The 21218-nt window shown below is 65.4% G+C and carries 21 protein-coding genes; 10 read left to right on the top strand and 11 right to left on the bottom strand.

All coding sequences use genetic code 11. From position 1 onward, the window contains the following. Window positions 1–234: hypothetical protein (locus ACN0V4_RS20450; protein ID WP_417679583.1), on the top strand; the 234-nt coding region annotated here is incomplete at its 5' end. A gap of 208 nt (window positions 235–442) precedes the next feature. Beyond that, window positions 443–1720, top strand: a complete 1278-nt coding sequence (locus ACN0V4_RS20445; protein WP_417679581.1) for an ArgE/DapE family deacylase — start codon at window positions 443–445, stop codon at window positions 1718–1720. Window positions 1721–1778: 58 nt separating this feature from the next. Here the strand turns inward: ACN0V4_RS20445 and ACN0V4_RS20440 are convergent, their stop codons facing one another. Next, window positions 1779–2636, bottom strand: a complete 858-nt coding sequence (locus ACN0V4_RS20440; RefSeq protein WP_417679579.1) for a MurR/RpiR family transcriptional regulator — start codon at window positions 2634–2636, stop codon at window positions 1779–1781. Beyond that, entirely contained in the window at window positions 2633–4072 is a 1440-nt protein-coding gene (locus ACN0V4_RS20435; protein WP_417679577.1) for an amidase, read from the bottom strand. The genes ACN0V4_RS20440 and ACN0V4_RS20435 overlap by 4 nt, the downstream gene beginning before the upstream one ends. Before the next feature lie 162 nt (window positions 4073–4234). On the opposite strand from ACN0V4_RS20435, the gene ACN0V4_RS20430 reads away from it, so the two are divergent. The 7 genes from ACN0V4_RS20430 (at window position 4235) to ACN0V4_RS20400 (ending at window position 11461) form a co-directional block, all read left to right on the top strand. Continuing rightward, the gene (locus ACN0V4_RS20430; RefSeq protein WP_417679575.1) at window positions 4235–5791 is read left to right on the top strand and encodes an ABC transporter substrate-binding protein; all 1557 of its coding nucleotides are present in this window, start codon (window positions 4235–4237) and stop codon (window positions 5789–5791) included. Window positions 5792–5863: 72 nt separating this feature from the next. After that, the gene (locus tag ACN0V4_RS20425) at window positions 5864–6823 is read left to right on the top strand and encodes an ABC transporter permease (protein ID WP_417679573.1); all 960 of its coding nucleotides are present in this window, start codon (window positions 5864–5866) and stop codon (window positions 6821–6823) included. Window positions 6824–6828: 5 nt separating this feature from the next. After that, on the top strand, window positions 6829–7683 hold the full coding sequence (locus tag ACN0V4_RS20420) for an ABC transporter permease (protein WP_417679571.1): 855 nt from the start codon (window positions 6829–6831) through the stop codon (window positions 7681–7683). Beyond that, complete coding sequence (locus ACN0V4_RS20415) at window positions 7680–8648, top strand: ABC transporter ATP-binding protein (protein WP_417679569.1); 969 nt, start codon at window positions 7680–7682, stop codon at window positions 8646–8648. Before ACN0V4_RS20420 ends, ACN0V4_RS20415 begins: the two co-directional genes overlap by 4 nt. Further along, window positions 8645–9397: an ABC transporter ATP-binding protein gene (locus tag ACN0V4_RS20410; RefSeq protein WP_417679567.1), complete on the top strand. Its 753-nt coding sequence runs from the start codon at window positions 8645–8647 to the stop codon at window positions 9395–9397. The genes ACN0V4_RS20415 and ACN0V4_RS20410 overlap by 4 nt, the downstream gene beginning before the upstream one ends. Then, window positions 9394–10176 (top strand): hypothetical protein, encoded by a 783-nt coding sequence (locus ACN0V4_RS20405; RefSeq protein ID WP_417679565.1) that lies wholly within the window; start codon window positions 9394–9396, stop codon window positions 10174–10176. Before ACN0V4_RS20410 ends, ACN0V4_RS20405 begins: the two co-directional genes overlap by 4 nt. A 1-nt stretch (window position 10177) precedes the next feature. Then, complete coding sequence (locus ACN0V4_RS20400) at window positions 10178–11461, top strand: ArgE/DapE family deacylase (protein WP_417679563.1); 1284 nt, start codon at window positions 10178–10180, stop codon at window positions 11459–11461. Window positions 11462–11601: 140 nt separating this feature from the next. Here ACN0V4_RS20400 and ACN0V4_RS20395 read toward each other — a convergent pair whose 3' ends face one another. The 8 genes from ACN0V4_RS20395 to ACN0V4_RS20360 form a co-directional block, all read right to left on the bottom strand. Continuing rightward, complete coding sequence (locus ACN0V4_RS20395; protein ID WP_417679561.1) at window positions 11602–12762, bottom strand: M24 family metallopeptidase; 1161 nt, start codon at window positions 12760–12762, stop codon at window positions 11602–11604. A 42-nt stretch (window positions 12763–12804) separates the two neighbouring features. Then, complete coding sequence (locus ACN0V4_RS20390; RefSeq protein WP_417679559.1) at window positions 12805–14118, bottom strand: TRAP transporter large permease; 1314 nt, start codon at window positions 14116–14118, stop codon at window positions 12805–12807. After that, window positions 14111–14641 carry a TRAP transporter small permease subunit gene (locus ACN0V4_RS20385; RefSeq protein ID WP_417679557.1) on the bottom strand — a complete coding sequence of 177 codons (531 nt, stop codon included), beginning with the start codon at window positions 14639–14641 and terminating at the stop codon, window positions 14111–14113. The genes ACN0V4_RS20390 and ACN0V4_RS20385 overlap by 8 nt, the downstream gene beginning before the upstream one ends. A gap of 92 nt (window positions 14642–14733) precedes the next feature. Beyond that, window positions 14734–15891: a hypothetical protein gene (locus tag ACN0V4_RS20380; protein ID WP_417679556.1), complete on the bottom strand. Its 1158-nt coding sequence runs from the start codon at window positions 15889–15891 to the stop codon at window positions 14734–14736. A gap of 47 nt (window positions 15892–15938) precedes the next feature. Continuing rightward, on the bottom strand, window positions 15939–16535 hold the full coding sequence (locus ACN0V4_RS20375; RefSeq protein WP_417679554.1) for a TetR/AcrR family transcriptional regulator: 597 nt from the start codon (window positions 16533–16535) through the stop codon (window positions 15939–15941). Between the two features lie 354 nt (window positions 16536–16889). Further along, entirely contained in the window at window positions 16890–17516 is a 627-nt protein-coding gene (locus ACN0V4_RS20370; protein WP_417679552.1) for a flavin reductase family protein, read from the bottom strand. Window positions 17517–17589: 73 nt separating this feature from the next. After that, on the bottom strand, window positions 17590–18531 hold the full coding sequence (locus tag ACN0V4_RS20365) for a fumarylacetoacetate hydrolase family protein (protein WP_417679550.1): 942 nt from the start codon (window positions 18529–18531) through the stop codon (window positions 17590–17592). 14 nt (window positions 18532–18545) lie between these two features. Continuing rightward, window positions 18546–19667 (bottom strand): cupin domain-containing protein, encoded by a 1122-nt coding sequence (locus tag ACN0V4_RS20360; protein ID WP_417679548.1) that lies wholly within the window; start codon window positions 19665–19667, stop codon window positions 18546–18548. A 96-nt stretch (window positions 19668–19763) separates the two neighbouring features. Between ACN0V4_RS20360 and ACN0V4_RS20355 the strand changes: the two genes are divergently transcribed. Continuing rightward, the gene (locus ACN0V4_RS20355; RefSeq protein WP_417679546.1) at window positions 19764–20510 is read left to right on the top strand and encodes a GntR family transcriptional regulator; all 747 of its coding nucleotides are present in this window, start codon (window positions 19764–19766) and stop codon (window positions 20508–20510) included. 4 nt (window positions 20511–20514) lie between these two features. On the opposite strand, the gene urtE is transcribed toward ACN0V4_RS20355, so the two are convergent. Further along, the gene (gene urtE / locus ACN0V4_RS20350; RefSeq protein ID WP_417679544.1) at window positions 20515–21210 is read right to left on the bottom strand and encodes an urea ABC transporter ATP-binding subunit UrtE; all 696 of its coding nucleotides are present in this window, start codon (window positions 21208–21210) and stop codon (window positions 20515–20517) included. Window positions 21211–21218: the final 8 nt, after the last annotated feature.

Genomic DNA, 21218 nt, shown 5'->3' with positions numbered 1-21218 from the left:
CCGGCCTGTTCGGCGGCGATCGCGGCCGTGCGCGACCTGCCGGAGGGCGCTGATGCGGCAAGCCGCGCGGCGCTGACCGACCGGCTTGCCGCCGAACAGGCCGGCGCGGTGGCGGCGATGAGTGCCACGATCGCCGCCTTGCAGGCAGGCCCGCTGCCGCCCCGCGCCGACGATCCGCGCGGCGCCTATCTGGCCGAGGTTGCCGCCAGCGCGCCCCAGACCTGGGCCAGATAGGGGCGACGATCCAGGGTGACCGGCGGCTGCGGGCACTTCGCCTGGGCCGCCCAAAAAACCGCCCCCGTTGGGCGAAGGGCGGGCTTTGTTGCTGCCGCCTTGGCAAGGCGGTTTCACCAACGGGGACCGGCCGCTAGGCTCCGCCTGCGCGGGCGGGGGGAATCGGCAGGATTGTCCCGCCTCGGCAAAGGCATAAGGAGACGACGCTGTGGACCAGCAAGTGCGCGACAAGATTCTCAAGGCGGTGGACGACGGGTTCGACGATCAGATCGCCTATCTTCAGAAACTGGTGTCGTTCCGGTCGCAACGGGGCGAGGAGCGGCCGATCCAGGACTTCTTCTTCCGCGATCTGGCGGCGCGCGGTTTCGCCGTCGACCGGTTCGAGATGAACGAGGCGATGCTGATCGCGCATGAGGGCGGGGCGCCGTTCTCGGCCGAACATTCCGCCGCGCCCATCGTCGTCGGCACGCTCTACCCGCGCGAGGAGGTCGGCCATTCGCTGATCCTGCAGCACCATGTCGACGTGGTGCCGGTCGGGCCGCTCGACATGTGGGAACACGATCCCTATGGCGGCGAGATCGTCGGCAATCGTCTTTACGGGCGCGGCGCTGGCGACATGAAGGCCGGCGCCTCGGCCAATGTCTTCGCGCTCGAGGCGCTCAGGCGCGCCGGGCTGCGGCCAGCGGCGACGGTGCATCTGGAATCCGTGGTCGAGGAGGAGGCGACCGGCAACGGCGCGCTGCAGGCTTTCCTGCAAGGCTATACCGCCGAAGCGGCGCTGGTGCCGGAACCCGAACAGGAAACCCTGGTGCGCGCCGCCTGCGGCGTTCTGTGGTTCGAGGTCGAGGTGCGCGGCATCCCGGTCCATGTCCACCAGATGGGCGAAGGCGCCAATGCCATCGACGCCGCCTATCGGGTGATCGGCGCCCTGCGCGAGATCGAGGCAAAATGGAACGCCGAGGCGCCGGAATATGCGCATTTCAGTGGCAAGCAGCTGCCGGCCAACCTGAACATCGGCAAGATCGAGGGCGGCGACTGGGGATCCTCGGTTCCGGCCTGGTGCCGGTTCCAGGTGCGGGTGGCGATCCAGCCCGGCGAGAAGGCGCAGGCCAAGTTCCGCGAGATCGAGGATCACGTCGCCCGCTTTGCCCGCGCCGACCGCTTCCTGGCGCAGCATCCGCCGCGGCTGACGCAGAACGGCTTCAACGCCGAGGGCTATATCCTCGAACCCGGGTCCGAGGCGGAAAAGGTGCTGGGCATCGCCCATGAGGCGGCCTTCGGCACCCCGCTCGAAACCCGCATCGCGCCGGCCTATCTGGATGCGCGGGTCTTTGCGCTCTATCACCAGATCCCGGTGCTTTGTTACGGGCCGAAGGGCTATGTCAGCCACGGGTTCGACGAATACGTCGATCTGGAGTCGCTGCGCACCACCACCAAGTCGATGGCGCTGTTCATCGCCGAATGGTGCGGTACCGAGGCGCTCTGACGCCGCAGGGCCCGATCCGAACCGCAGGGGCGCGGGTCGGGCCGAGAGGCAGGCGGGATCAGTCGATGAAGGCTTCGAATTGGTCCTGCAGCCGGCGCATGTGCTGTATCCGGGCCGCCACCTGGTCGCCAAGCTGGGCAATCACGTCATCCAGCATCAAATTGGTCAGCGTGGCGAAGGGCGCCTGGGAATCCCAGAACAGCGTCGATTCCGTGTTCACCGCCAGCACGTGATCGGTGAAGTCCCGCGCCCAATAGCAATGGGTATCGCAGATGATCACCAGCGGCACCCCGGCCTCGACCGCCGCGCGGGCGAGTTGAAAGCTCAGTTTGGTATAGCGGCGCATCTCGAAGAGGATCAGCAGCTTGTCGTCGCCCTCCCTGGCAAAAAGCTCGCTGAAGGTGCCGCTCTGGCTGTGCAGGAAATGGGCGTTCGGTCGCACGTAGTCGAGCCGTCCGGCGAAATCCGAGGCGATGCCGCTGATCGTCTGGAAGCCCGCGATGAAGACCTGCGCACGGGAACACAAAAGCCCAACCGCGTCGCGCCAGCTGTCCGACCCGCGCAGCTCATAGACCGCGACGGTGGCCTGCAGCTCGATCTCGAGATTGCCGGCGAGCCGCGCATCGGCGCCGCCGTCCTTGCGGATGCGGTCGATCCGGTCCGAGACCAGAACCTGCGCGCCGCCCTCCATATCCGCGCGCAGCCGTTCCTTGAGATCGCTGAGCCCCTTGTACCCCAGCGTGCGCAGAAACCGGCTGACCGTCATCTGGCTCACCCCCACCGCCTCGGCGATGGAGGCGGCGGTTTCGAACGGCAGGCGCTGCAGATGCGACAGCATATAGGAGGCGACCGCCTTTTCGGACTTGGTCAGCTTGGGAAAGTCTTCCCGCAGTTTTTCGGCAAGGGGTTCGATCATTGGCCCAGGTTCGCTGTTTTGTGGAACCAAGGTTTGGCCTGTTCGATCTGCGATGCCAAGCGGAACAACAGGCCTTCCTCGCCAAACCGGCCACTGATCATCACGCCGACGGGCAGCCCATCGGGTGTCCAATGCAGCGGCAGTGACATGCTGGGCTGACCGGTGATGTTGAAGAGCTGGGTGAAGGGGCTGAACTCCGCCAGCGCCCTGGCATAGGCTTCGACATCCGGGTTGGCGGTGCTTTGCGGGCCGAGCGGCACCGGCGGCTGGCCCAGTGTCGGGCTCAGGATCACGTCATGGGTCTGGTGGAATTCCGCCATCCGGCGACCCTGCCGATGGATCGCGGCGAGCGCCTTGGGATAATCCTCGACCGTCAGCCCGGCGGAAAACTCCACCGCGCTCCAGGTCACCGGATCGACGTCATCGGAGCGGAGCGGGCGGCCAAGCTGTTCGGCCCGCAGCTTCAGCGTCAGCGAGACGTTGGAGGCCACCAGCACCCAGAGCGCCGGGCCCAGTTCATCCCAATGGCCGGGGGGCGGGGTGGCCTCTTCGACGTGATGGCCAAGGCTTTCCAGCAGGGTTGCGGCCTCGCGCGCGGCCCTCTCGCATTCGGGGTCGACCGGCACGCCCGACAGCGGCCGGGTCTGCAGCGCCACCCGCAATTGGCCAGGGTTGGCGCCGATTTCGGCCAGATAGGGGCGGATGGGCGCCGGGGCGCAATAGGGATCGCCCGGAACATAACCCTGGGTCGCATCCAGCAGCGCGGCGCTGTCGCGCACGCTGCGGCTGACCACATGGTTGACCGACAGGCTGCCCCAGCCCTCGCCGGCAAAGGGGGCGGCGGAATTGCGCGCGCGGGTGGGTTTCATTCCGAACAGGCCGCAGCAGGAGGAGGGGATGCGAATCGATCCGCCGCCGTCGCTGGCATGGGCCGCGGGCACGATGCCGGCGGGCACGGCCGCCGCCGCCCCGCCGGAAGATCCGCCGGCCGTGCGGTCAAGTGCCCAAGGATTGCGTGTTGCGCCCACGTAAGAGCCTTCGGTCGAGGCGGCCAGGGCCATCTCGGGCGTGGTGGTCTTGCCGAAAATCACCAGGCCGGCGCGTTTGTATCGCTCGACCAGAACCGAATCCATCGTCGCCGGCGGCATATCCGCGAAGAAGCGCGAGCCCAACGAACTGGTGGTCCCCGCAAGTGGCGCGCCGATGTCCTTCAGCAGGAAGGGCACCCCGGTGAACGCCCCTTGGGGGAGCGGTCCGGCGGCGGCCTTGTGGCCGTAATCATAGAGTTTTTGCGCCAGCGCATGCACCAGCGGATCGGCGGTCTCGGCCGCCGCGATGGCGGCCTCCAGCAGCTCGGCCGGCGTCACCTCTTTCTGCCGGATCAAGGCGGCGAGCCCCAGCCCGTCATGATCCCGATAGTTGGCAATCCCTGTCATGCTCATGTCCTTCCCTGCGGTTTTTGGTACCTAAGTTTTATAAATAACATTACTTGACACATTGAGATATTAATAACATTGATGTCAACATCGCCCGTCGTGCCAGGCGGGCCAGTCTCTCCACCTTAGCCACTCACGGGATCAGACACAGGAGAACAACGAATGAAAAAACGTACTCAACAGGGAATTCGCGGCCTTGCTCTGGTGGCGGGGCTGATGGCGGGGCTGCCGCAGATCGCGCTGGCCGGGGACAATACCATCGTCTGGGGCAAGCCGGGCGAGATCACCGGCTTCGACGCCCATGTCTCGGGCACGGTAAACAGCTGGCAGATGTACCAGATGGTCTATGAGACGCTGCTGACCGCAGATGCGACCATGACGTTGACGCCCGGTCTGGCGGCGAGCTGGGAACAGACCTCTCCCACCACCTATGTGTTCAAGCTGCGGTCTGATGCCGGGTTCTCCAACGGCCGCCCGGTGGTTGCCGCGGACGTGATCGGCAGCCTGAAGCGGATCAAGAACCCGGAGACCGCCTCTTATTGGACGGCGCAGATCGGCACCATCGCCAGGATGGAGGCGCCCGACGATCACACCGTGGTGGTCGAGCTTGAGGAACCCCATACCGCCTTCCTCGCCGCGCTGGCCCATATCAGCGCCGCGATCCTGCCGATCAAGGAACTGGAGGAGGGCAGCTTTGATCCCACCTCGCAACTGTTGGGCTCCGGCCCCTATATGGTGGTCGAGCACAAGCAGGACGAAAGCTGGACGCTGGCCAGGAACCCCTATTCCTGGCACAAGGACAGCCCCGCTCCGGAAACCCTGAGCGCGCCGATCATCCCTGACGATTCCGCCCGCATGGCGGCGCTGCGCGATGGGCGGATCGATTTCACCACCTTCTCGAACCCCGATGTGGCGCTGATGCTGTCGCGCGACAAGGCTATCGAGGTCTTCCCGCAGCAGACCACCAACTATTACCGCATGGACGTGAACGCGCTGAGCGAGGCCTCGGCCTTCCATGACAAGCGGGTGCGGCAGGCGTTCAATCTGGCGCTGGATCGCGATGCGATCAACAATCTGGTCTTTGCCGGCACCACCACGGTGGATTACCCGGTGCCCGCCGCCTTCGGCAAGGATGCCTGCCACAACGTGCCGACCTATGCGCTGCCGCGCGCGGACCGGCTCGCCAAGGCCAAGGCGCTGCTGGCCGAGGCCGGCACGCCGGCGCCGGCGATCACCATCATGGCGACCTCGGCCGATCCGATCTATGGCCGTATCGCCCAGGTGGCACAGCAAAGCGTGACCGAGGCGGGCTTCAAGGTCGAGATCGTGCAGCCGCCGATGGCGGAATATCTGGACAAGGTGTTCACCAAGGGAGATTTCGACGTCTCGCTGTCCTGGCTGGCGGGCTATACCGATCCCAGCATGGTCATCGCCTGGTGGAACCCGAATTTTGCCATATGGAACAAATCTTTCCAGGAGGATGTTTCGGCATTGGATGAGGCTTTGGTTCAGGTCAAATCGCTGCCCGCAGGGGCCCCGCGTGACGGCAAGCTTGTCGAGATCTGCGACATGATCGACGACGGCGCCAACCTGCTCGCCCTGGTCAGCCGCGCTGATTACATCGCCTATCGCAAGGACAAGATCGCGGTGGAACTGGCGCCGAAATCCGGCTCGTCCAGCACCTATCAGTTCATCTACGACTTCAAATCCCTGGATTGAGCGCAGGCGGACAGGGGTGCGTGCGGGCCTCTGGCAGGCCCGCACCATACCTGATCCTATGCGATAAGAATGATGCGTATCCTACTTTATTTCCTTCCAAAATTGCCCGTCGCCGCGATTACCCTTCTGGGGGTATCGGCGCTGGTCTTCCTGTCGCTGCGGCTGATCCCCGGCGGCTATGCCGATGTGCTGCTGGGCCCTTTCGTGACGCCAGAGGCGCGGGCGATGATCGCCGCGCGCTACGGGCTCGACCAGCCGCTGGCACTGCAATATCTGAGTTGGCTTGGCGCGCTGATGCAGGGTGACCTGGGCATTTCGATGGTGACGCGCGGTCCGGTGCTGGACGAATTCCTGCGCCGCGCGCCGGTGACGCTGGAATTGGCGCTGATCGCCATGGTCTTCGCGCTCGCCGCCGGGCTGCCGCTGGGGATCCTGGCCGGGGTCATCGGCCCCGATCACAGGGGCGGCTTGATTGCCCGGCTGATCGGCGCGCTTGGCGCCAGCGTGCCGGAATTCGTGCTGGGTAGCCTTTTGATCTTCGTCTTCTCGGTCTGGTCGCTGTGGTTCAAGGTCGGGGGTTATGTCGGTCCGCTGGAGGATCCGGTCGGCAATCTGCGCACCATGCTGCTGCCGGCCTTCACCCTGTCGATCTTCGGCATCGCTTTGGTGCTGCGTACCACTCGCGACGCGGTGCTGCGGGTGATGACCGAAGGCTATATCACCACCGCGCTCGCCCGGGGCGAGACACCGCGCGACATCATCCGGCTGCATGTGCTGCGCAATGCCGCCATTCCGGTGGTCACCGTTGCGATCACCTATTTCGGCTTCCTGCTTGGCGGCGCCGTGGTGGTCGAGGTGCTGTTTTCGATCCCCGGCATCGGCTTCTACATCTACTCCGGGCTTGAGAACCGCGATTACGCCATCGTTCAAGCCGGCGTGCTGCTGGCGGCGGCGGTCTTTGTCACCATCAACATGCTGGCAGACATTCTTTATGCGCTGCTTGACCCGCGCATTGGCAGTGGCCGGGGGTGAGACGCATGTTCAAGACAATTTCCTCCATGATTTCCGATCTCTGGGCCCGCGATCGGCTGTCGCTCTTCGGTATCGCCTTGCTGATCTTCCTGGTGCTTCTGGGGCTGATCGGCCCGCATCTGCCCCTGGGTGATCCGATGAAGATCGGCGCCGGCCCGCGGTTGTCGCCGCCGAACTGGGCCTTTCCCTTCGGCACGGACGAGCTTGGCCGGTCTTTCCTGCCGCGGGTGGTCGAGGGCATTCGCGCCACCTTCCTGCTGTCAGCCGCTGCCGTCATCATCACTGCGGTTCTGGGCACCATTCTGGGCATGTTCGCCGGATTCTTCGGCGGCTTCGCCGATCAGATGGTGGCGCGGGGGGCGGATATCCTCTTTGCCTTTCCGGCGATCCTGGCCGGGCTGCTGATCGCGGCGGTGATGGGACCCGGGCAGATCTCGGCGATCACGGTGATTTCCATCGCCACGCTGCCCCTGTTCATCCGGGTGGTCAGGGCGGTGACCATGGGGCTGTCGGGGCGCGGGTTCATCGTCGCGGCCCGGGTTGCCGGCGCCTCGCCCTGGCGGGTGATGCTGGTGCATATCCTGCCCAATATCATCGGCGCGGTGATCGTTCAGCTCACCTATGCGCTGTCGGTCGGCATGATCATCGAAAGCGCGCTCAGCTTTCTCGGGCTGGGGGTGCAGCCGCCCTATGCCTCGCTCGGCTCGCTGCTCAGGCAGGGCAGTTCCTATCTGACCTTCGCGCCCTGGCTGGTGCTCTCGGCCGGCGGCGTGCTGTCGCTCGCCATCATGGCGGTGAACCTGGCCGGAGACGCCGCGCGCGACGCGCTGGAGCCGCTGAAGGGACGGGCGCTGAAATGACGATTGTTCAATGTGAGAACCTGGTGGTGACCTATCGCACCGGCCTGGGCAGGGTCCGGGCCCTCGACGGTGTCGACCTGACGGTGCGAAAGGGGGAAACCCTTGCCATCGTTGGCGAAAGCGGATCGGGCAAGTCGACGCTGGGCATGGCCATGGGCCGGCTGCTGTCCGAGGTCGCCGAGCGCGAGGATGGGCGGCTCGATGTCGGCGGCCAACCGGTCTTCGACATCGACGACGGGGCGCTGCGCGCGCTGCGGCGCGATACGCTGGGCTTCGTGTTCCAGAACCCGATGATGGCGCTTGATCCTACCATGCGGATCGGTCGGCAGGTGGAGCGCGCGATGGGCCGCAAGGCGCGTGCCGATCAGATCCATGCCCTGTTGCAGCGTGCCGAACTGGAGGATCCCGAACGGGTGGCGAAAAGCTTTCCGCATCAGCTTTCGGGTGGCATGGCGCAGCGGGTGGTGGTGGCGATGGCGATCGCCCGACGGCCGCGGCTGTTGATCGCGGATGAACCGACCGCCTCGCTTGACGCCTCGATCCGCGACCGGGTGATGGGCACGCTCTGCCGGCTGCGGGACGAAACCGGCGCCAGTCTGATCATCCTGTCGCATGACGTCCATATGGTCGCCCATCACGCCGACCGGGTGGCGGTGATGTACGGCGGCCGGATCGTCGAACAGGGCGAGACCGCCAAGGTGCTGGGCGCGCCGGAGCATCCCTATACCCGCGCGCTGCTGAAGGCGGCGGCGGGTCATGAAAAGCCCGGCGACTGGCTGATGCCGATCCCCGGCACGCCGCCCTTGCTGACGGCGCGCTGCGCCGCCTGTTCCTTCGAACCGCGCTGCGCCGTGGCGGCCGATATCTGCCGCAGCACAAGACCGGAACCGCGCATGGTCGCGGATCGCCAAGTGCTCTGCCTGCTGGCGGGTGGGGCCTCTGATCAGAAGGAGGGCGCGGCATGACGGCGCCGGTTGTCGAACTCGACAAGATCACGGTGACCTATGGCGGCCGGCTGTTCCGCGGCGAGGGGTTCCAGGCGGTCAAGGGCATCAGCCTGGCGATCGCCCCGGGCGAAACCGTCGGGTTGGTGGGCGAAAGCGGATCGGGCAAGACCACGCTGGGCCGGGTCTGCCTGGGGCTGCAGCCGCCCAGCGCCGGCCATATGCGGTTCGGCGGTGCCCCCTTCGGTCGGCTGCGCGCCCGGCGCGGGCAATTGTCGGTGGTGCTGCAGCACCCGGAGTGGGCGCTGAACCCGCGGCTGAGCTGCGGCACCTCGATCGAGGAACCCTTGATGATCCTCGGCGTGGGGGCGGAGGAGCGTCGTGCCCGGGGGACCGAGATGCTGGAGGCCGTGGGCCTTGGTGCGTCTTTCGCCGATCGCTATCCCGGCCAGCTTTCCGGCGGGCAGCGCCAGCGCGTCGCCATCGCCCGCGCCCTGATCACCGAGCCGCGCTTCATCGTCTTTGACGAGGCGGTCTCGGCGCTCGACGTCTCGGTGCAGGCGCAGGTGCTGAACCTGATCCGCGAATTGCAGGACCAGCACGGCTTCGGCGCGCTCTTCATCTCGCACGATCTGGCGGCGACGCGCTACATCTGTCACCGCATCGCGGTGATGTATCACGGCGCCTTCGTCGAGGTCGCCGATGCCGCGCGGTTCTATGGCGTGCCTGAGCATCCCTATAGCCGCAAGCTGATGGAGGCGATCGGATGAGCTGGGGCCTGCGCCTTTGCGCGCTGCTCTGCGCTCTGTGTCTGGGAACCATGGCGCGGGCAGAAAGTGAGCTGTCGCGGACCTGGGACGCCGCTTGGGTGTTCGCCCCGTCGGCGGGGACCGCGGGCTATCGGCGGCTGAGCGTCGCCGATCTGCCCGCCGCGCTGACCGATCGCGCCCCGCGCGCGCTGGTCGTCTATGCCCATGGCTGCGACGGGCTGTCCGAGATCTCGGCCGCGACGGGGCGGTTTCTGGCCCAGGCCGGTATCCTGATGGTGGCGCCCGACAGCTTCGCCCGGACCGACAAGCCGCAAAGCTGCGATCCGACCATTCCGCGCGGCGGGCTGCATCGCGCCGTGCTCGGCTGGCGGCAGGAGGAAATGCGCTTGGCCGCCGATCATCTGCGCGCGTTGGCCCCCGATCTGCCGCTGATCCTGATGGGCCAGTCCGAAGGCGGCACCACGGTGGCGACGATCGCCGATATCGGTGCCGACGCGCGGGTGATCGAGGGCTGGACCTGCCACGCCGGCTGGCCGGAATATCGCGGGTTGAACGCGCCCGAGGGGCAGCCGGTGCTCAGCCTCGTGGGGGAGGACGACCCCTGGTTCCGGCTGTCGGTACTGCAGGGCGACTGCGGCGCCTTCATGGCGGGGCCGGCGCAACGCTCCATCGTCTATCGCCGGCCCGCCGTCTTGGCGCGCAAGCATTGGCTGTCGTCGGACACGGCCGTGCAGGCCGAGATCACCGATTTCATTCTTTCAACGACCAAGAGGCAGTGACATGCTGACCCCAGACTTGCGCGCCGCGCTGACCGATGCGGTCGATGCCGGCTTCGATGCCCAGATCGCGCTGACTGCCGATCTGCTGCGCTTCCCCTCGACCCGCGGCAATGAGGCCACCGCGCAGGATTTCATGGCCGATCAGATGCGCCGGCGCGGCCTGTCGGTCGACCGCTTTCTGGTTGATCTGGACGAGATCCGCCATCTGCCCGGGTTCTCTCCCGCGGCTGTCAGCTATGACAACGCCTGGAACGTCGTCGGGACCTATCGCGCCGCGGGTCCGAGGGGGCGGTCGCTGATCCTGAACGGCCACATCGACGTGGTGCCGGCCGGGCCGCTCGACATGTGGACCACGCCGCCCTTCGAACCCCGGGTCGCGGGCGATTGGCTCTATGGTCGGGGCGGTGGCGACATGAAGGCGGGGCAGGTGGCCTGTCTGGCCGCACTCGATGCCATCGAACGGGCGGGGTTCAAACCCGCCGCCGACATCATCGTCCAGAGCGTGGTCGAGGAGGAATGCACCGGCAACGGGGCGCTGGCTTGCCTGGCCAAGGGTTATCGCGCCGATGCCGTGCTGATCCCGGAACCTCTGCACGATTGCCTGACCCGGGTGCAACTGGGCGTTTTGTGGTTCAAGGTCGCGGTGCGCGGCCTGCCGGTCCACGCCTCGGACGCCACCGAAGGGGCCAATGCGATCGAGGCCGCCTATGAGCTGATGCGCGCGTTGCGCGGGCTCGAGGCGCGGTGGAATGCGCGCAAATGCGATCACGCCCATTATGAGAACAGCGCGCATCCGATCAACATGAACGTCGGCCGGATCGAGGGCGGCGACTGGGTGTCCTCGGTGCCGGCCTGGTGCAGCTTCGAGGTGCGCATCGCCATCTATCCCGATCAGACCATCGCCGAGGCCAAGCGCGAGATCGAGGAGACCATCCGCGAGGCCGCCCGCGGCACCGCCTTCCTGCGCAACACCCCGCCCGAGGTCACCTATCACGGCTTCGAGGCCGAGGGATATCTGCTGCAGGATGCCGAGGTGCCGGTGGGCATTCTGGCCGGCGCCCATCGCGCCGTCTTCGGGACCGATCTGCAAGAAGTCGCCTCGACCGCCACCACAGACGCGCGGTTCTTCGGCCTTTACGGCAAGATGCCGGCGCTGGTCTACGGGCCGGTGGCGGACTCGACGCACGGCTTTGACGAGCGGGTCAGCCTGACCTCGCTCAACAAGGTGACCAAGGCCATGGTTCTGTTCATCGCCGAATGGTGCGGGCTCGACCCCATCGGCTGATCCGGGGTCCGGCGCGCTCTTGCAAAAGGGTCGCCGGCCTGTCCGGTCCGCGCATTCCCCCAGCTGCGCGGGCCGGACTATGACATCCGCGGTGGGATCGGGGCGGGCGCTGCGATTTGGGGATCGCGTCCGCCCAGGTCTCAACGCATCAGCGTCATCGCTTCCAGCGTATCGGGGGCGGAGGTGAGGCAGATATTGCCATCCTCGGTGATCAGCACGGTGTCGGAATGGCGGAAACCGCCGATGCCGGGGAAATAGATGCCCGGTTCGATGGTAAAGCTCATCCCCGGCTCCAGCACGCGGGGATCGCCCTCGGCCAGGAAGGGGGCCTCATGCGCCGTCACCCCCATGCCGTGGCCGGTGCGGTGCAACAGGTTTTCCGCATATCCCGCCGCCTTGAACAGATCGTTTACCGCCTTGTCGACATCGCACATGCGGGTGCCGGGCCTGGTCATCTCCAGGGCCAGATGACGGCCTTCCATCATAACCTCATAGGGGCGCTTGGCGGCCTCGGGCACGTGGTTGATGAAAAAGGTCCGCTCGATCTCGGAGCCATAGCCGTTCAGCACCGCGTTGATGATCGACACATGCGGCCCGCCCTCGGCCATCCGCATGCCGAGATCGCCGAAATTGTGCGGATCGTGCGAATATTGCGCCGGGTGAAAGACCGAGGCCAGCTTGGTCGCCTGCGGGTTCACCGAAGGCTCATCCTTGATCAGCCTCTGGAACATCAGCCCCGACCCGCGCGTGTTGACCTCGGCCAGCGAGCGGCCGGGGCTGGCGGTCTCCAGCAGATCGGCCATGGCGGCCGAGGCGATCTGGCCGGCATAGACCATGCGGCCGATCTCATAGGGCGACTTGATCAGCCGCAGATCGTCGATCAGGTCGGTTCGTACCCGTTCGGCGCTGATGGCATCGTAGATCTGCAGCGGGCAGACCGATTCCACCCCGACCCGCGCCGCGCCGCCGATCACCGCCTGCATCCGGTCGAACCAGTTCTGCCCCTCGGGCGCGGGGAATTCGAAGTAATCGACCAGCTCGATCGCACCCACCGAGCGGCTGCGCACATGCGGGCATTCGAGAAGCGGCACCAGGAATTTCAGCGGTCCCTTGGCGGGCACCATCAGCACGAAGGGGCGTTCGTGCACCATATTGGCGAAATTGGTCAGATAGAACACATTGTCCGGCTGGTAGGAGATATACCAGTCAAGCTTTTGCTCGGCCATCCGGGCCTGCAGCCGCTCCAGCCGGGCGGAGAGTTCCGCCGTGGTGGGCGCGTGGTGAATGGGGGCGAGGATCATGTCTCTCTCCTTGGGTCTCGGGAAATGGGAATGGAAAAGCGCTCAGCGCATCAGCGTCGGCAGCCAGAGCGTGATGGCGGGAAAGGCCACCAGGATCGCCAGCGTCAGCACGTCCATGGCGATGAACCAGGTGACGCCCCTGAAGATCGTCGGCAGATCGACCAGCTTGCCCAGCGTGCTCTTGATCACATAGATGTTCAGCCCCACCGGCGGGGTGACCAGGCCGATCTCGAGCAGCTTGACGATGATGATGCCGAACCAGATCAGGTTGATGTCGAGCGCATTGGCCAACGGCAGGAAGATCGGGATGGTCAGCAGCATCAGCCCGATCGAGTCGATGAACATGCCGAGGATCAGATAGACGATGACCGCCAGCAGGATCAGCGTCAGCGGCCCGCCCTGGATGGCCTCGAAGAAGCCGAGCAGATCGCGCGAAATGCCCGAGAGCGCCACGAAGCGCACCAGCAACTGGCCGCCGACCATGATGAAGAAGATCGACGAAAAGGCGATGGCGGTTTCGCGCAAGGCCTGCCGCAGCGCCTTGAGGCTGAGCCTGCGGTTCAGCAGCGACAGGAGCACCGCGCCCGCCGCTCCCAATGCCCCGGATTCCGTCGGCGTGGCGATGCCGGTGGCGATGGTGCCCATCACCAGCAGGATCAGCACCGGCAAGGGCAGCACCGCCCAGAGCGCGCGGGCCAGGCTCTGCCCCCGGTATTCCTCGGCCGAGACCGGCTGGCCGGCGAGGTCCGGTTTCAGCCAGACCCGGATCACGATCATGGCGATATAGATCGCCGCCGACAGCACGCCGGGCACGAAGCCCGCTAGGAAGAGCTGCCCGATCGAGACATTGGCGTAGATGCCGAAGAAGATCAGCACCAGGCTGGGCGGGATCAGCGAGCCGAGCGTTCCCGAGGCGCCGATGGTGCCGCAGGCCAGCCCCTGATCATAGCCCCGCTTCAGCATCTCGGGCACCGCGATCTTGGACATGGCGGCAGAGGTCGCGACCGAGGACCCCGAGGCCGCCGCGAACAGCCCGGACGCCACCACCGAGGAGACCGCGAGCGATCCCGGAACCCGGGCGAAAAGCACGCGGGCGGCGTCGAACAACCCGCTGGTCAGCCCGGTGCGCGCGGCGATATAGCCCATGAACAGGAACATCGGCGCGGCAGAGAATTCCCAGTTGGTCGCCAGCTCATAGGGCTGTTGCGCCAGCAGTCCCAGCGCGGCGTGAAAGCTGGTTTCGAACATCACCCCGAAGAAGGCGACGGTGACCAGCACCAGCCCGATCGGCAGGCGGATCGCGATCAGGACGATGGCGGCCAGAAAGATCAGGCCGACAGAGGCAAGGCTATTCATAGATCGCATCCTCGGGGTTGTGGGGCGGTTGTGCCTCGGGGCCGATCAGATGGCGGCGGGCCAGGGCGATCAGCGCGCCGAGCGCGGCCATGACGAAGGCGAAGGGCAACAGCCAGCGCATCGGCCAGATCGGCAGAAGCTGGGCGCCCATCACCACCTCGCCCTTGTGGGTGGCGCTGATCGCGGCCTTCAGGCTGAACCAGGCGAGCAGCAGATAAAGCAGGATCGACAGCACCGATCCCAGATCGAGCAGCACAGCTTGTACCCGTAGCGGGAAGCGGGCGAAGAACAGATCGGTGGTGATATGGTGATCCTCAAGCTCCACCAGCATCAGCGGTAGAAAGATCAGCGGCACCAGATAATAATAGGCGACGATCTCGGTCGAAAGCTGGATCGGCGCGGCGAAGACATAGCGCAGGATCAGATCCAGGCTGACTTGCAGCAGGATCAATGCGGCGGCAATGGCGGCCAGATCGACCTGCCACGACGCGACAGCCCGGACAATGCGGGTAAGACGCAGCATCAGGTTTACCTTTGATTTTGGGAAAGGGGGCCGGACCCGGCTGTGCAGGGGGCCCGGCCCAGGGTTGATCGCGGTGCGATCAGAACGGGGGCTCAGTTGACCCCGTAGGTCGCCAGATCGACCGAACCGAAGACTTCCTCGGTCAGCATCTTCTCGAAGGTGGCCTTGTTGTCGGGGCCGAGCGTGTCGAGGCCGAGTTCACTGACCCGGGCCTGCCATTTCTTCACCGTCGCGTCGAAGCGGGCATAGAGATCGGCGGCGTTGTCGACGTGATAGGCGCTTTCGGCGATGTCGACGGCGGTGGCCGCGGTTTCCGCGCGGAAGCTGGCGAGCGCGGCGGTCAGGTCGGCGGCTGGCTGATGGATGGTCACGCCCAGACCCGGCAGCGCCTCGCGCGCCAGTTCCTCATCGGTCTGGGGGCCGGGGATCAGCATCTGCGCCAGGGCGGAGGCCTCGGCATGGAACAGCGCACCACGTTCCTCGGCTGTCAGCCCGTCCCAGGTGCGCGGGTTATAGGCCCAGGCGAAGCCGGCCCAGAAGATCGTCAGCGGGATTTCGGTGGCGTCCGAGGTCACCTCGGTCACCTTGCGCATCACCGTGTCGGTATACATCGCCGCGGTGCAGTCGAGCACGCCCTTGTCGAGCGCGGAATACTGCTCGTTCCCCGAGAGCGAGACGGGGATCATGCCGATCTCCTGCGCGAAGGCCGACATGGCGCGGTTCGGCATCCGCACCCGTTTGCCCTTGGCCTCCTCCAGCGTGGTGACGGGCGCGGTGCAGATCAGCTTGTAGGCCTCGGTGATATAGGGGCCGCCATAGACCACGCCGTTGCGCTTCCACTGATCCAGCATCTGCGGGTCGTGAAGGCTGAAATCGGTGATGGCGGCAACCATGGCGGCGGTCGGCACGTCGACGTAATTCACCGCCACCTCTTCCAGCGCGGTGGAGATGTTCAGCTCGGACGGGGTGTATTGGCCCATGTGGACGGTGACATCGACCAGCCCGTCGGCCAGCGACTGCATGGCGCCGCGCGGGGTGATCAGGGCCGAGCCGAGATCGGCGGTGACATCGAGGGCCCCATTGGAATATTCGTTCGCCTTCTCGGCATAGAGGCCATAGAGCACCGTGCTCATCGAATGGGAGGGCGGATACCAGGAGGCGGCGTTGAGCCGGTCGGCGGCGAGAGCGGGCGCGGCGGCGAGGCTCAGCGCGAGGGCCGAGGCGGCGAGGGCCGAGGGCAGGGAAGTCATGGCAGCGTGTCCTTTTCCTGTTGGGATTTTTGTTTTGATTTTGGGGCTCAGTCCGCCCAGGGACGGATCGTGGCCTTGGCGAAGAATTCCTCGTGCAGCGCCGCGCGCAGCACCGGGATCGGGGTGGCATCGGTGCCGAAGGTCCGCCTCAGGCCGAGCCCGCGCAGCGTGTATTCCAGCATGGTCCAATGGATCTCGGCACGGGCCTGGGGGTCGCCCGGCAGATCGAAGGTGTCCGACCAGATGGTCTTGCGAAAGGCGATCCAGTCGGCAAAGCCGCCGGCGGCCTCGGTGATCTGGGGGCGGGTGCGGATCGCCAGCGCCACCTCCATGGAGACGGCGAAGCGGTCGTCGCAATAACGGTTCACCAGATCGAGCAGGAAGCGGTCGAGGTCGATCTCTCCCTGTCTCAGCGCCCGGGTGGCGGCCGTCTCGATCGCCATGATCCTGGCCAGCTCATCGGCATAGGCGGCGGCGATCAGCGCGTCGCGGCCGTCGAAATGGTGAAACAGCGCCCCCTTGGAAAGGCCCGCCTCCTTGAGGATCGGCGTCAGCGTGGCACCGGCATAGCCGCGCTCGAGGATCAGCTTGATCGTCGCCTTCTTCAGGAGTTCGGGGACAGAGATTTCCCTGGTGTCGTTCATCGCAGGCCTTTCCCGGACGGGGTCATTTCTTGGCTGTCGTATCGATTCCAGACCGATCGGTCTGAGTCAAGAAAATAAGAGACCGATCGGTCTGGCGGCGGGGCCACGAAAGTTTGCCGGGGGCAGGATCAAGGTGCGCGAGGGAAGGGTGTTCGGGGAATATCTTGGTTCATCAATCACATTAAGTGTGATTGAAAGTGTCATATTAACAATGTATTGCGATTCAGTCTTGATGCTGAAATGTCTTCATTCCGAAGTCATCAAGAGCCCGCCAACAAGATGACGCAGCATGAATGCGGAGCGAAATTCCGTGCAAGGTCGGGCTGCGCGCGATCTCGGCGCAGCCCGGGGAGATCACTCTTCGGGAGCGTGATAGACGGGGCGGTCCATATGGAACAGCTCACCGCCATGGCGATACCAGCCGCCGCCATGCATCCGCGCCACAAGATCGAGTTTCGGGGTATCGACATAGCCGCGTTCCGGATCAATCAGGAAGCGGTCGGCGATATGGATCGCCAGAACCTGGCCGATGGCGATCATCTGCTTCGGCCCGGTCATCACTGCGCAGTGCAGCTTGCATTCGAAGGAGACCGGCGCCTCGGCCAGACGCGGCGGGCGGATCAGGCTGGAGGCGGCGGGTGTCAGCCCGGCAAGTTCCATTTCGCTGACCCCATGCGGTGCGTTGACCGATGTCTGGTTCATCTTTTCCGCGGCATCGAAGGGCACCAGGTTGACGACGAATTCGCCGGTGGCCTGGATATTCTCGGCGGTATCCTTCAGGCCGCGTTCGGGGTCGCGCAGCAGCCCCAGCGCCACCGTTGCGGGCTCTGACCCCATCACGTTGAAAAAGCTATAGGGGGCGACGTTCACCACCCCCTCAAGCGACTTGGTCGACACCCAGGCGATCGGCCGTGGCGTCACCGTCGAGGTCATCAGCTTATAGACGAATTGTGCCGGGTGATGCGCGCATTCATAGAACATTATGTGCTCCCTCAGGGGTTTCGTGACTGGCTGCTGCGCAGGTGTCTTGCAACCCCCGCGCAGCCTTGCCGGATCACCCCCGTTGTCCGCCGGTCTCGGCCGGGCCTGCGGCCACCACCGGGTTGCGCAGGGTACCGATGCCTTCGACGCCGGCCTCGATGATATCCCCGGGCCACAGCCATTCCTGCGGATCTCGGCCAGCGCCGACGCCTTCCGGCGTGCCGGTGGCGATGATGTCACCGGGCTCCAGCGTGATGCCCTTGCTCAGATCGGCGATCAGCGCCGGGATCTTGAAATACATGTGCCTGGTGTTCGAGCGCTGCTTTTCCACCCCGTTGACCGTCAGCCAGAGATCGAGCGCATGCGGATCCTCGATCTCGTCCGCCGTCACGATCATCGGGCCGAAGGGGGCATAGCTGTCCATCCCCTTGGAATAGATCCACTGGCCGGCGCGGCGGTTGTCGCGGGCCGAGATATCGATCAGCACCGAATAACCCCAGACATGCGCCATGGCGTCGGCTTCGGCCACCTTGGTGGCGCGGCTGCCGATAATGACGGCCAGTTCCACCTCCCAGTCGAGCTGCTGGGTCAGGGTGATGTCATGCTGCACCGGCTCGCCCGGGCCGGTGACGGCGGTCGGCGGTTTCGAGAAGATCACCGGCTGTTTCGGCATTTCGTTCGCTGTGTCGAGCGCGCGGCTCGATTCCTCGACATGTTCGGCATAGTTCAGGCCGATGCCGAAGATGTTCTTGCGCGGCCGCGGGATCGGCGCCAGCAGCTTGACGTTGGCGAGCGGGCGGGCGGTGCCCATCGGCCAGGTGTTCGATTGTTCGTAGATGATCGCGCGGAGCGCATCGAGCCCCGGTGTGCCGAGGTCGATCAGCTCCAGCATGGTGGCGGGCAGGGGCTGACCCAGCGCCGCGCCCAGCGCCGGGACATCGACGACGATATCGTCCAGCACGACACCAAGACGGCCGGCCGCATCGGGCGCGGGGCGGAAGGTTACCAGTTTCATTCGTTGTCTTCTCCTTAGGCGGTCACGGGCTGATGGCCGTCATTCTCGGCCAGAGCCTCTTCGCGGTAAATCCCCAGCGAACGCATCACTGGCAAATCGTTCAGGCAGAACAGGCAGGCGTCTTCGCTGGCCGAGGCATTGGCGTGTTCGTGCCAGGCCCAGCTTGGCACGCAGAAGATGTCGCGCTCAGACCAGTCGAACCTTTGCCCGTTGATGATCGAATGGCCCGATCCCTTGCAGACCTGATAGAGGTAGCTGCCGGTATGGCGGTGGGCCTTGGTCTTCTCGCCCGGGCGCAGCATCTGCATCGAGGCGCCCAGCGTCTGCATCACCGGCCCGTTGGTCACCGGGTTGATGTATTCCATGTGGATGCCGTCGAAGGGCGATCCGTCGCTGACCGCGGCGTAATTGCTCAGCGCCTCATAGGTGCGATCCCATTCGTATTTGAACAGCGGGCTATAGCCCTTGGTCCAGGTGCCGCCGCCCGGGGTCAGCCCGGGATTGCCCCAGGTGCGGGTCATGTCGTTGACCGGATGGGTGATCGCCTGCTGCAGATCCGGGTGGACCTCATAGAAATTGGCCTCGAGCGCGTTCATCAGCGGGATATCGAGCCCGTCTTGCCAAAGGCATTCGGTCCCGGTTTCCTCGACCGCGTGTTCGTGCCAGGTGCCATTGGGGGTGAGAACGAAATCATTGGCCCCCAGCGTCATCTTGTGGCCATCGACGATGGTATAGGCGCCCGAGCCTTCCATGATGAAGCGGATCGCCGAGGCGGAGTGGCGGTGCGCCGAGGCGCGCTCGCCCGGTCGCATGACCTGCAGCCCGGCATAGATCCAGCCCACCGCGGCGGCGACGTCCGACCGGCCGGGGTTGTCCAGATAGATCACCCGTCGCCCGGCCTTTTCCGGTGTCACCAGATCGAGCGAACGCAGCACGTCGGCGCGCAGATCCTTGTAGCGCCAGAGCATCGGGATGGAGGAGGAGACCGGCTCCCAGGGTTCGATCTTGTTGGCGACGGTCCAGAGCGCCCCGGCGCCCTTGCTTTTCAGATCGTCGTAATATTGCACCAGTTCGGGCGTGTCTTCGACATTGGCCCGGCCGGCGACCTCTTCGCGGTACTGATCATGCCTGGACATGGGAAACTCCTTTCCTGCTGCGCCGAGCCTGCGAGAGACGATATTCGATGTAAAGTAATATTTTCGCAAATCTTGCGAAACGTCGATAAATATGGAATGCTGCGCCAAAAGGACCGCCGAACCGACGGCATCGGGCCAGAGCAGAAGGGGCAAGCCGCCATGACCCTGTCGAACAGTGTTTACGAAAGACTGCGCGCCGATATCGTCGATGGGCGGTTCGCGCCGCATCAGCCGTTGCGGTTGGAGCAGTTGAAGCAGCACTATGGCGTCGGCTTCTCGCCGCTGCGCGAGGCGTTGAACCGGCTGCAGGGGGAACGGCTGGTAACCTCGGCCCAGCAACGCGGGTTCCGCGTCAGCTCGCTGTCGGTGGCGGAAATGTGGGATGCCGTCGACAGCCGGATCTTTGTCGAGGCGGAGGCGTTGAAACGGTCGATCCGGCTGGGGGGCGACGATTGGGAAGCGGCGCTGGTCGCGGCCTTCCATGCGCTCAGCATCATCGTCAAGCGGCTGGGGCAGGCGGATCGGATCGCCGACAAGGAAGGGTTCGACGAGCTGGAGCGGCGGCATCGGGACTTTCACGCCGCGCTGATTTCCGCCTGCGGCTCCGACTGGCTCTTAGATTTCGCCGAGAAGCTGAACACCGAAACCGAACGCTATCGCGTGATGGCGCTGCGCCGCGCCACCCTCAGGCACGAGCGGGATGTCGAGGCCGAGCACAAGGCGATCCTGGATGCCACGCTGGCGCGCGATGGGGATCGCGCGGCGGCGCTTCTGGCGGCGCATTACCGCCAGACCGGCGCCTTTCTGGAACAGGTGCTGGCCGAGCGCGACAGCGCCGCCTGAGCGATCAGACCGAGACCTTGGAAAGCAGCTCCTCGCGCCCGATCTCGGATTTCTCGCCCTTCAGGATCACCTCCCCCCGGCGCAGCACGACGATCCGGTCGGCCAGCCCATAGGCGAAGTCGAAATACTGCTCCACCAGCACGATGGCCATGCCGCCGCGGTCGCGCAGCAGTTTGATCACCTCGCCGATCTGCTTGATGATATTGGGCTGGATGCCCTCGGTCGGCTCGTCCAGCAGCAGCAGTTTCGGCCTGGTGATCAGGGCGCGGGCGATGGCGAGCTGTTGTTGTTGCCCGCCCGACAAATCACCGCCGCGCCGGCCGAGGAAATCCTTGAGGATCGGGAACAGCTCGAAGATCTCGTCCGGGATGACATGCTCCGACGCGGGCAGGCAGGCATAGCCGGTCTCCAGGTTCTCCTTCACCGTCAGCAGCGGGAAGATTTCGCGCCCCTGGGGCACGTATCCGACCCCCTTGTGGGCCAGTTGATAAGAGGGCAGCACGCCCAGGCTTTCGCCGTCCAGTTCCACCGTGCCGCCCGATCGCGGATGGGTGCCCGACAGCGCCTTGAGAAGCGAGGTCTTGCCAACCCCGTTGGTGCCCATCACGCAGGTGACCTCTCCGGCCTCGGCCTCGAAGGAGATGCCGTTGAGGATCTGGCTGTGGCCGTAATGCAGGGTCAGGTTTTCGGTCTTCAGCATGTCAGCCT

The organism is Pseudodonghicola sp., assembly GCF_048268305.1.
Classification (GTDB): Bacteria; Pseudomonadota; Alphaproteobacteria; order Rhodobacterales; family Rhodobacteraceae; genus Pseudodonghicola.
Note: the sequence above shows the minus strand (reverse complement) of the source record. Positions and strands in the feature narration are given on the sequence as shown.

Bases quoted from the DNA above. Each gene is read 5' to 3' on its own strand.
- ACN0V4_RS20440 (WP_417679579.1), bottom strand. From the start codon at position 2,636: ATGATCGAACCCCTTGCCGAAAAACTGCGGGAAGACTTTCCCAAGCTG.
- ACN0V4_RS20435 (WP_417679577.1), bottom strand. From the start codon at position 4,072: ATGACAGGGATTGCCAACTATCGGGATCATGACGGGCTGGGGCTCGCC.
- ACN0V4_RS20430 (WP_417679575.1), top strand. From the start codon at position 4,235: ATGAAAAAACGTACTCAACAGGGAATTCGCGGCCTTGCTCTGGTGGCG.
- ACN0V4_RS20425 (WP_417679573.1), top strand. From the start codon at position 5,864: ATGCGTATCCTACTTTATTTCCTTCCAAAATTGCCCGTCGCCGCGATT.
- ACN0V4_RS20420 (WP_417679571.1), top strand. From the start codon at position 6,829: ATGTTCAAGACAATTTCCTCCATGATTTCCGATCTCTGGGCCCGCGAT.
- ACN0V4_RS20415 (WP_417679569.1), top strand. From the start codon at position 7,680: ATGACGATTGTTCAATGTGAGAACCTGGTGGTGACCTATCGCACCGGC.
- ACN0V4_RS20410 (WP_417679567.1), top strand. From the start codon at position 8,645: ATGACGGCGCCGGTTGTCGAACTCGACAAGATCACGGTGACCTATGGC.
- ACN0V4_RS20405 (WP_417679565.1), top strand. From the start codon at position 9,394: ATGAGCTGGGGCCTGCGCCTTTGCGCGCTGCTCTGCGCTCTGTGTCTG.
- ACN0V4_RS20400 (WP_417679563.1), top strand. From the start codon at position 10,178: ATGCTGACCCCAGACTTGCGCGCCGCGCTGACCGATGCGGTCGATGCC.
- ACN0V4_RS20395 (WP_417679561.1), bottom strand. From the start codon at position 12,762: ATGATCCTCGCCCCCATTCACCACGCGCCCACCACGGCGGAACTCTCC.
- ACN0V4_RS20390 (WP_417679559.1), bottom strand. From the start codon at position 14,118: ATGAATAGCCTTGCCTCTGTCGGCCTGATCTTTCTGGCCGCCATCGTC.
- ACN0V4_RS20385 (WP_417679557.1), bottom strand. From the start codon at position 14,641: ATGCTGCGTCTTACCCGCATTGTCCGGGCTGTCGCGTCGTGGCAGGTC.
- ACN0V4_RS20380 (WP_417679556.1), bottom strand. From the start codon at position 15,891: ATGACTTCCCTGCCCTCGGCCCTCGCCGCCTCGGCCCTCGCGCTGAGC.
- ACN0V4_RS20375 (WP_417679554.1), bottom strand. From the start codon at position 16,535: ATGAACGACACCAGGGAAATCTCTGTCCCCGAACTCCTGAAGAAGGCG.
- ACN0V4_RS20370 (WP_417679552.1), bottom strand. From the start codon at position 17,516: ATGTTCTATGAATGCGCGCATCACCCGGCACAATTCGTCTATAAGCTG.
- ACN0V4_RS20365 (WP_417679550.1), bottom strand. From the start codon at position 18,531: ATGAAACTGGTAACCTTCCGCCCCGCGCCCGATGCGGCCGGCCGTCTT.
- ACN0V4_RS20360 (WP_417679548.1), bottom strand. From the start codon at position 19,667: ATGTCCAGGCATGATCAGTACCGCGAAGAGGTCGCCGGCCGGGCCAAT.
- ACN0V4_RS20355 (WP_417679546.1), top strand. From the start codon at position 19,764: ATGCTGCGCCAAAAGGACCGCCGAACCGACGGCATCGGGCCAGAGCAG.
- urtE (WP_417679544.1), bottom strand. From the start codon at position 21,210: ATGCTGAAGACCGAAAACCTGACCCTGCATTACGGCCACAGCCAGATC.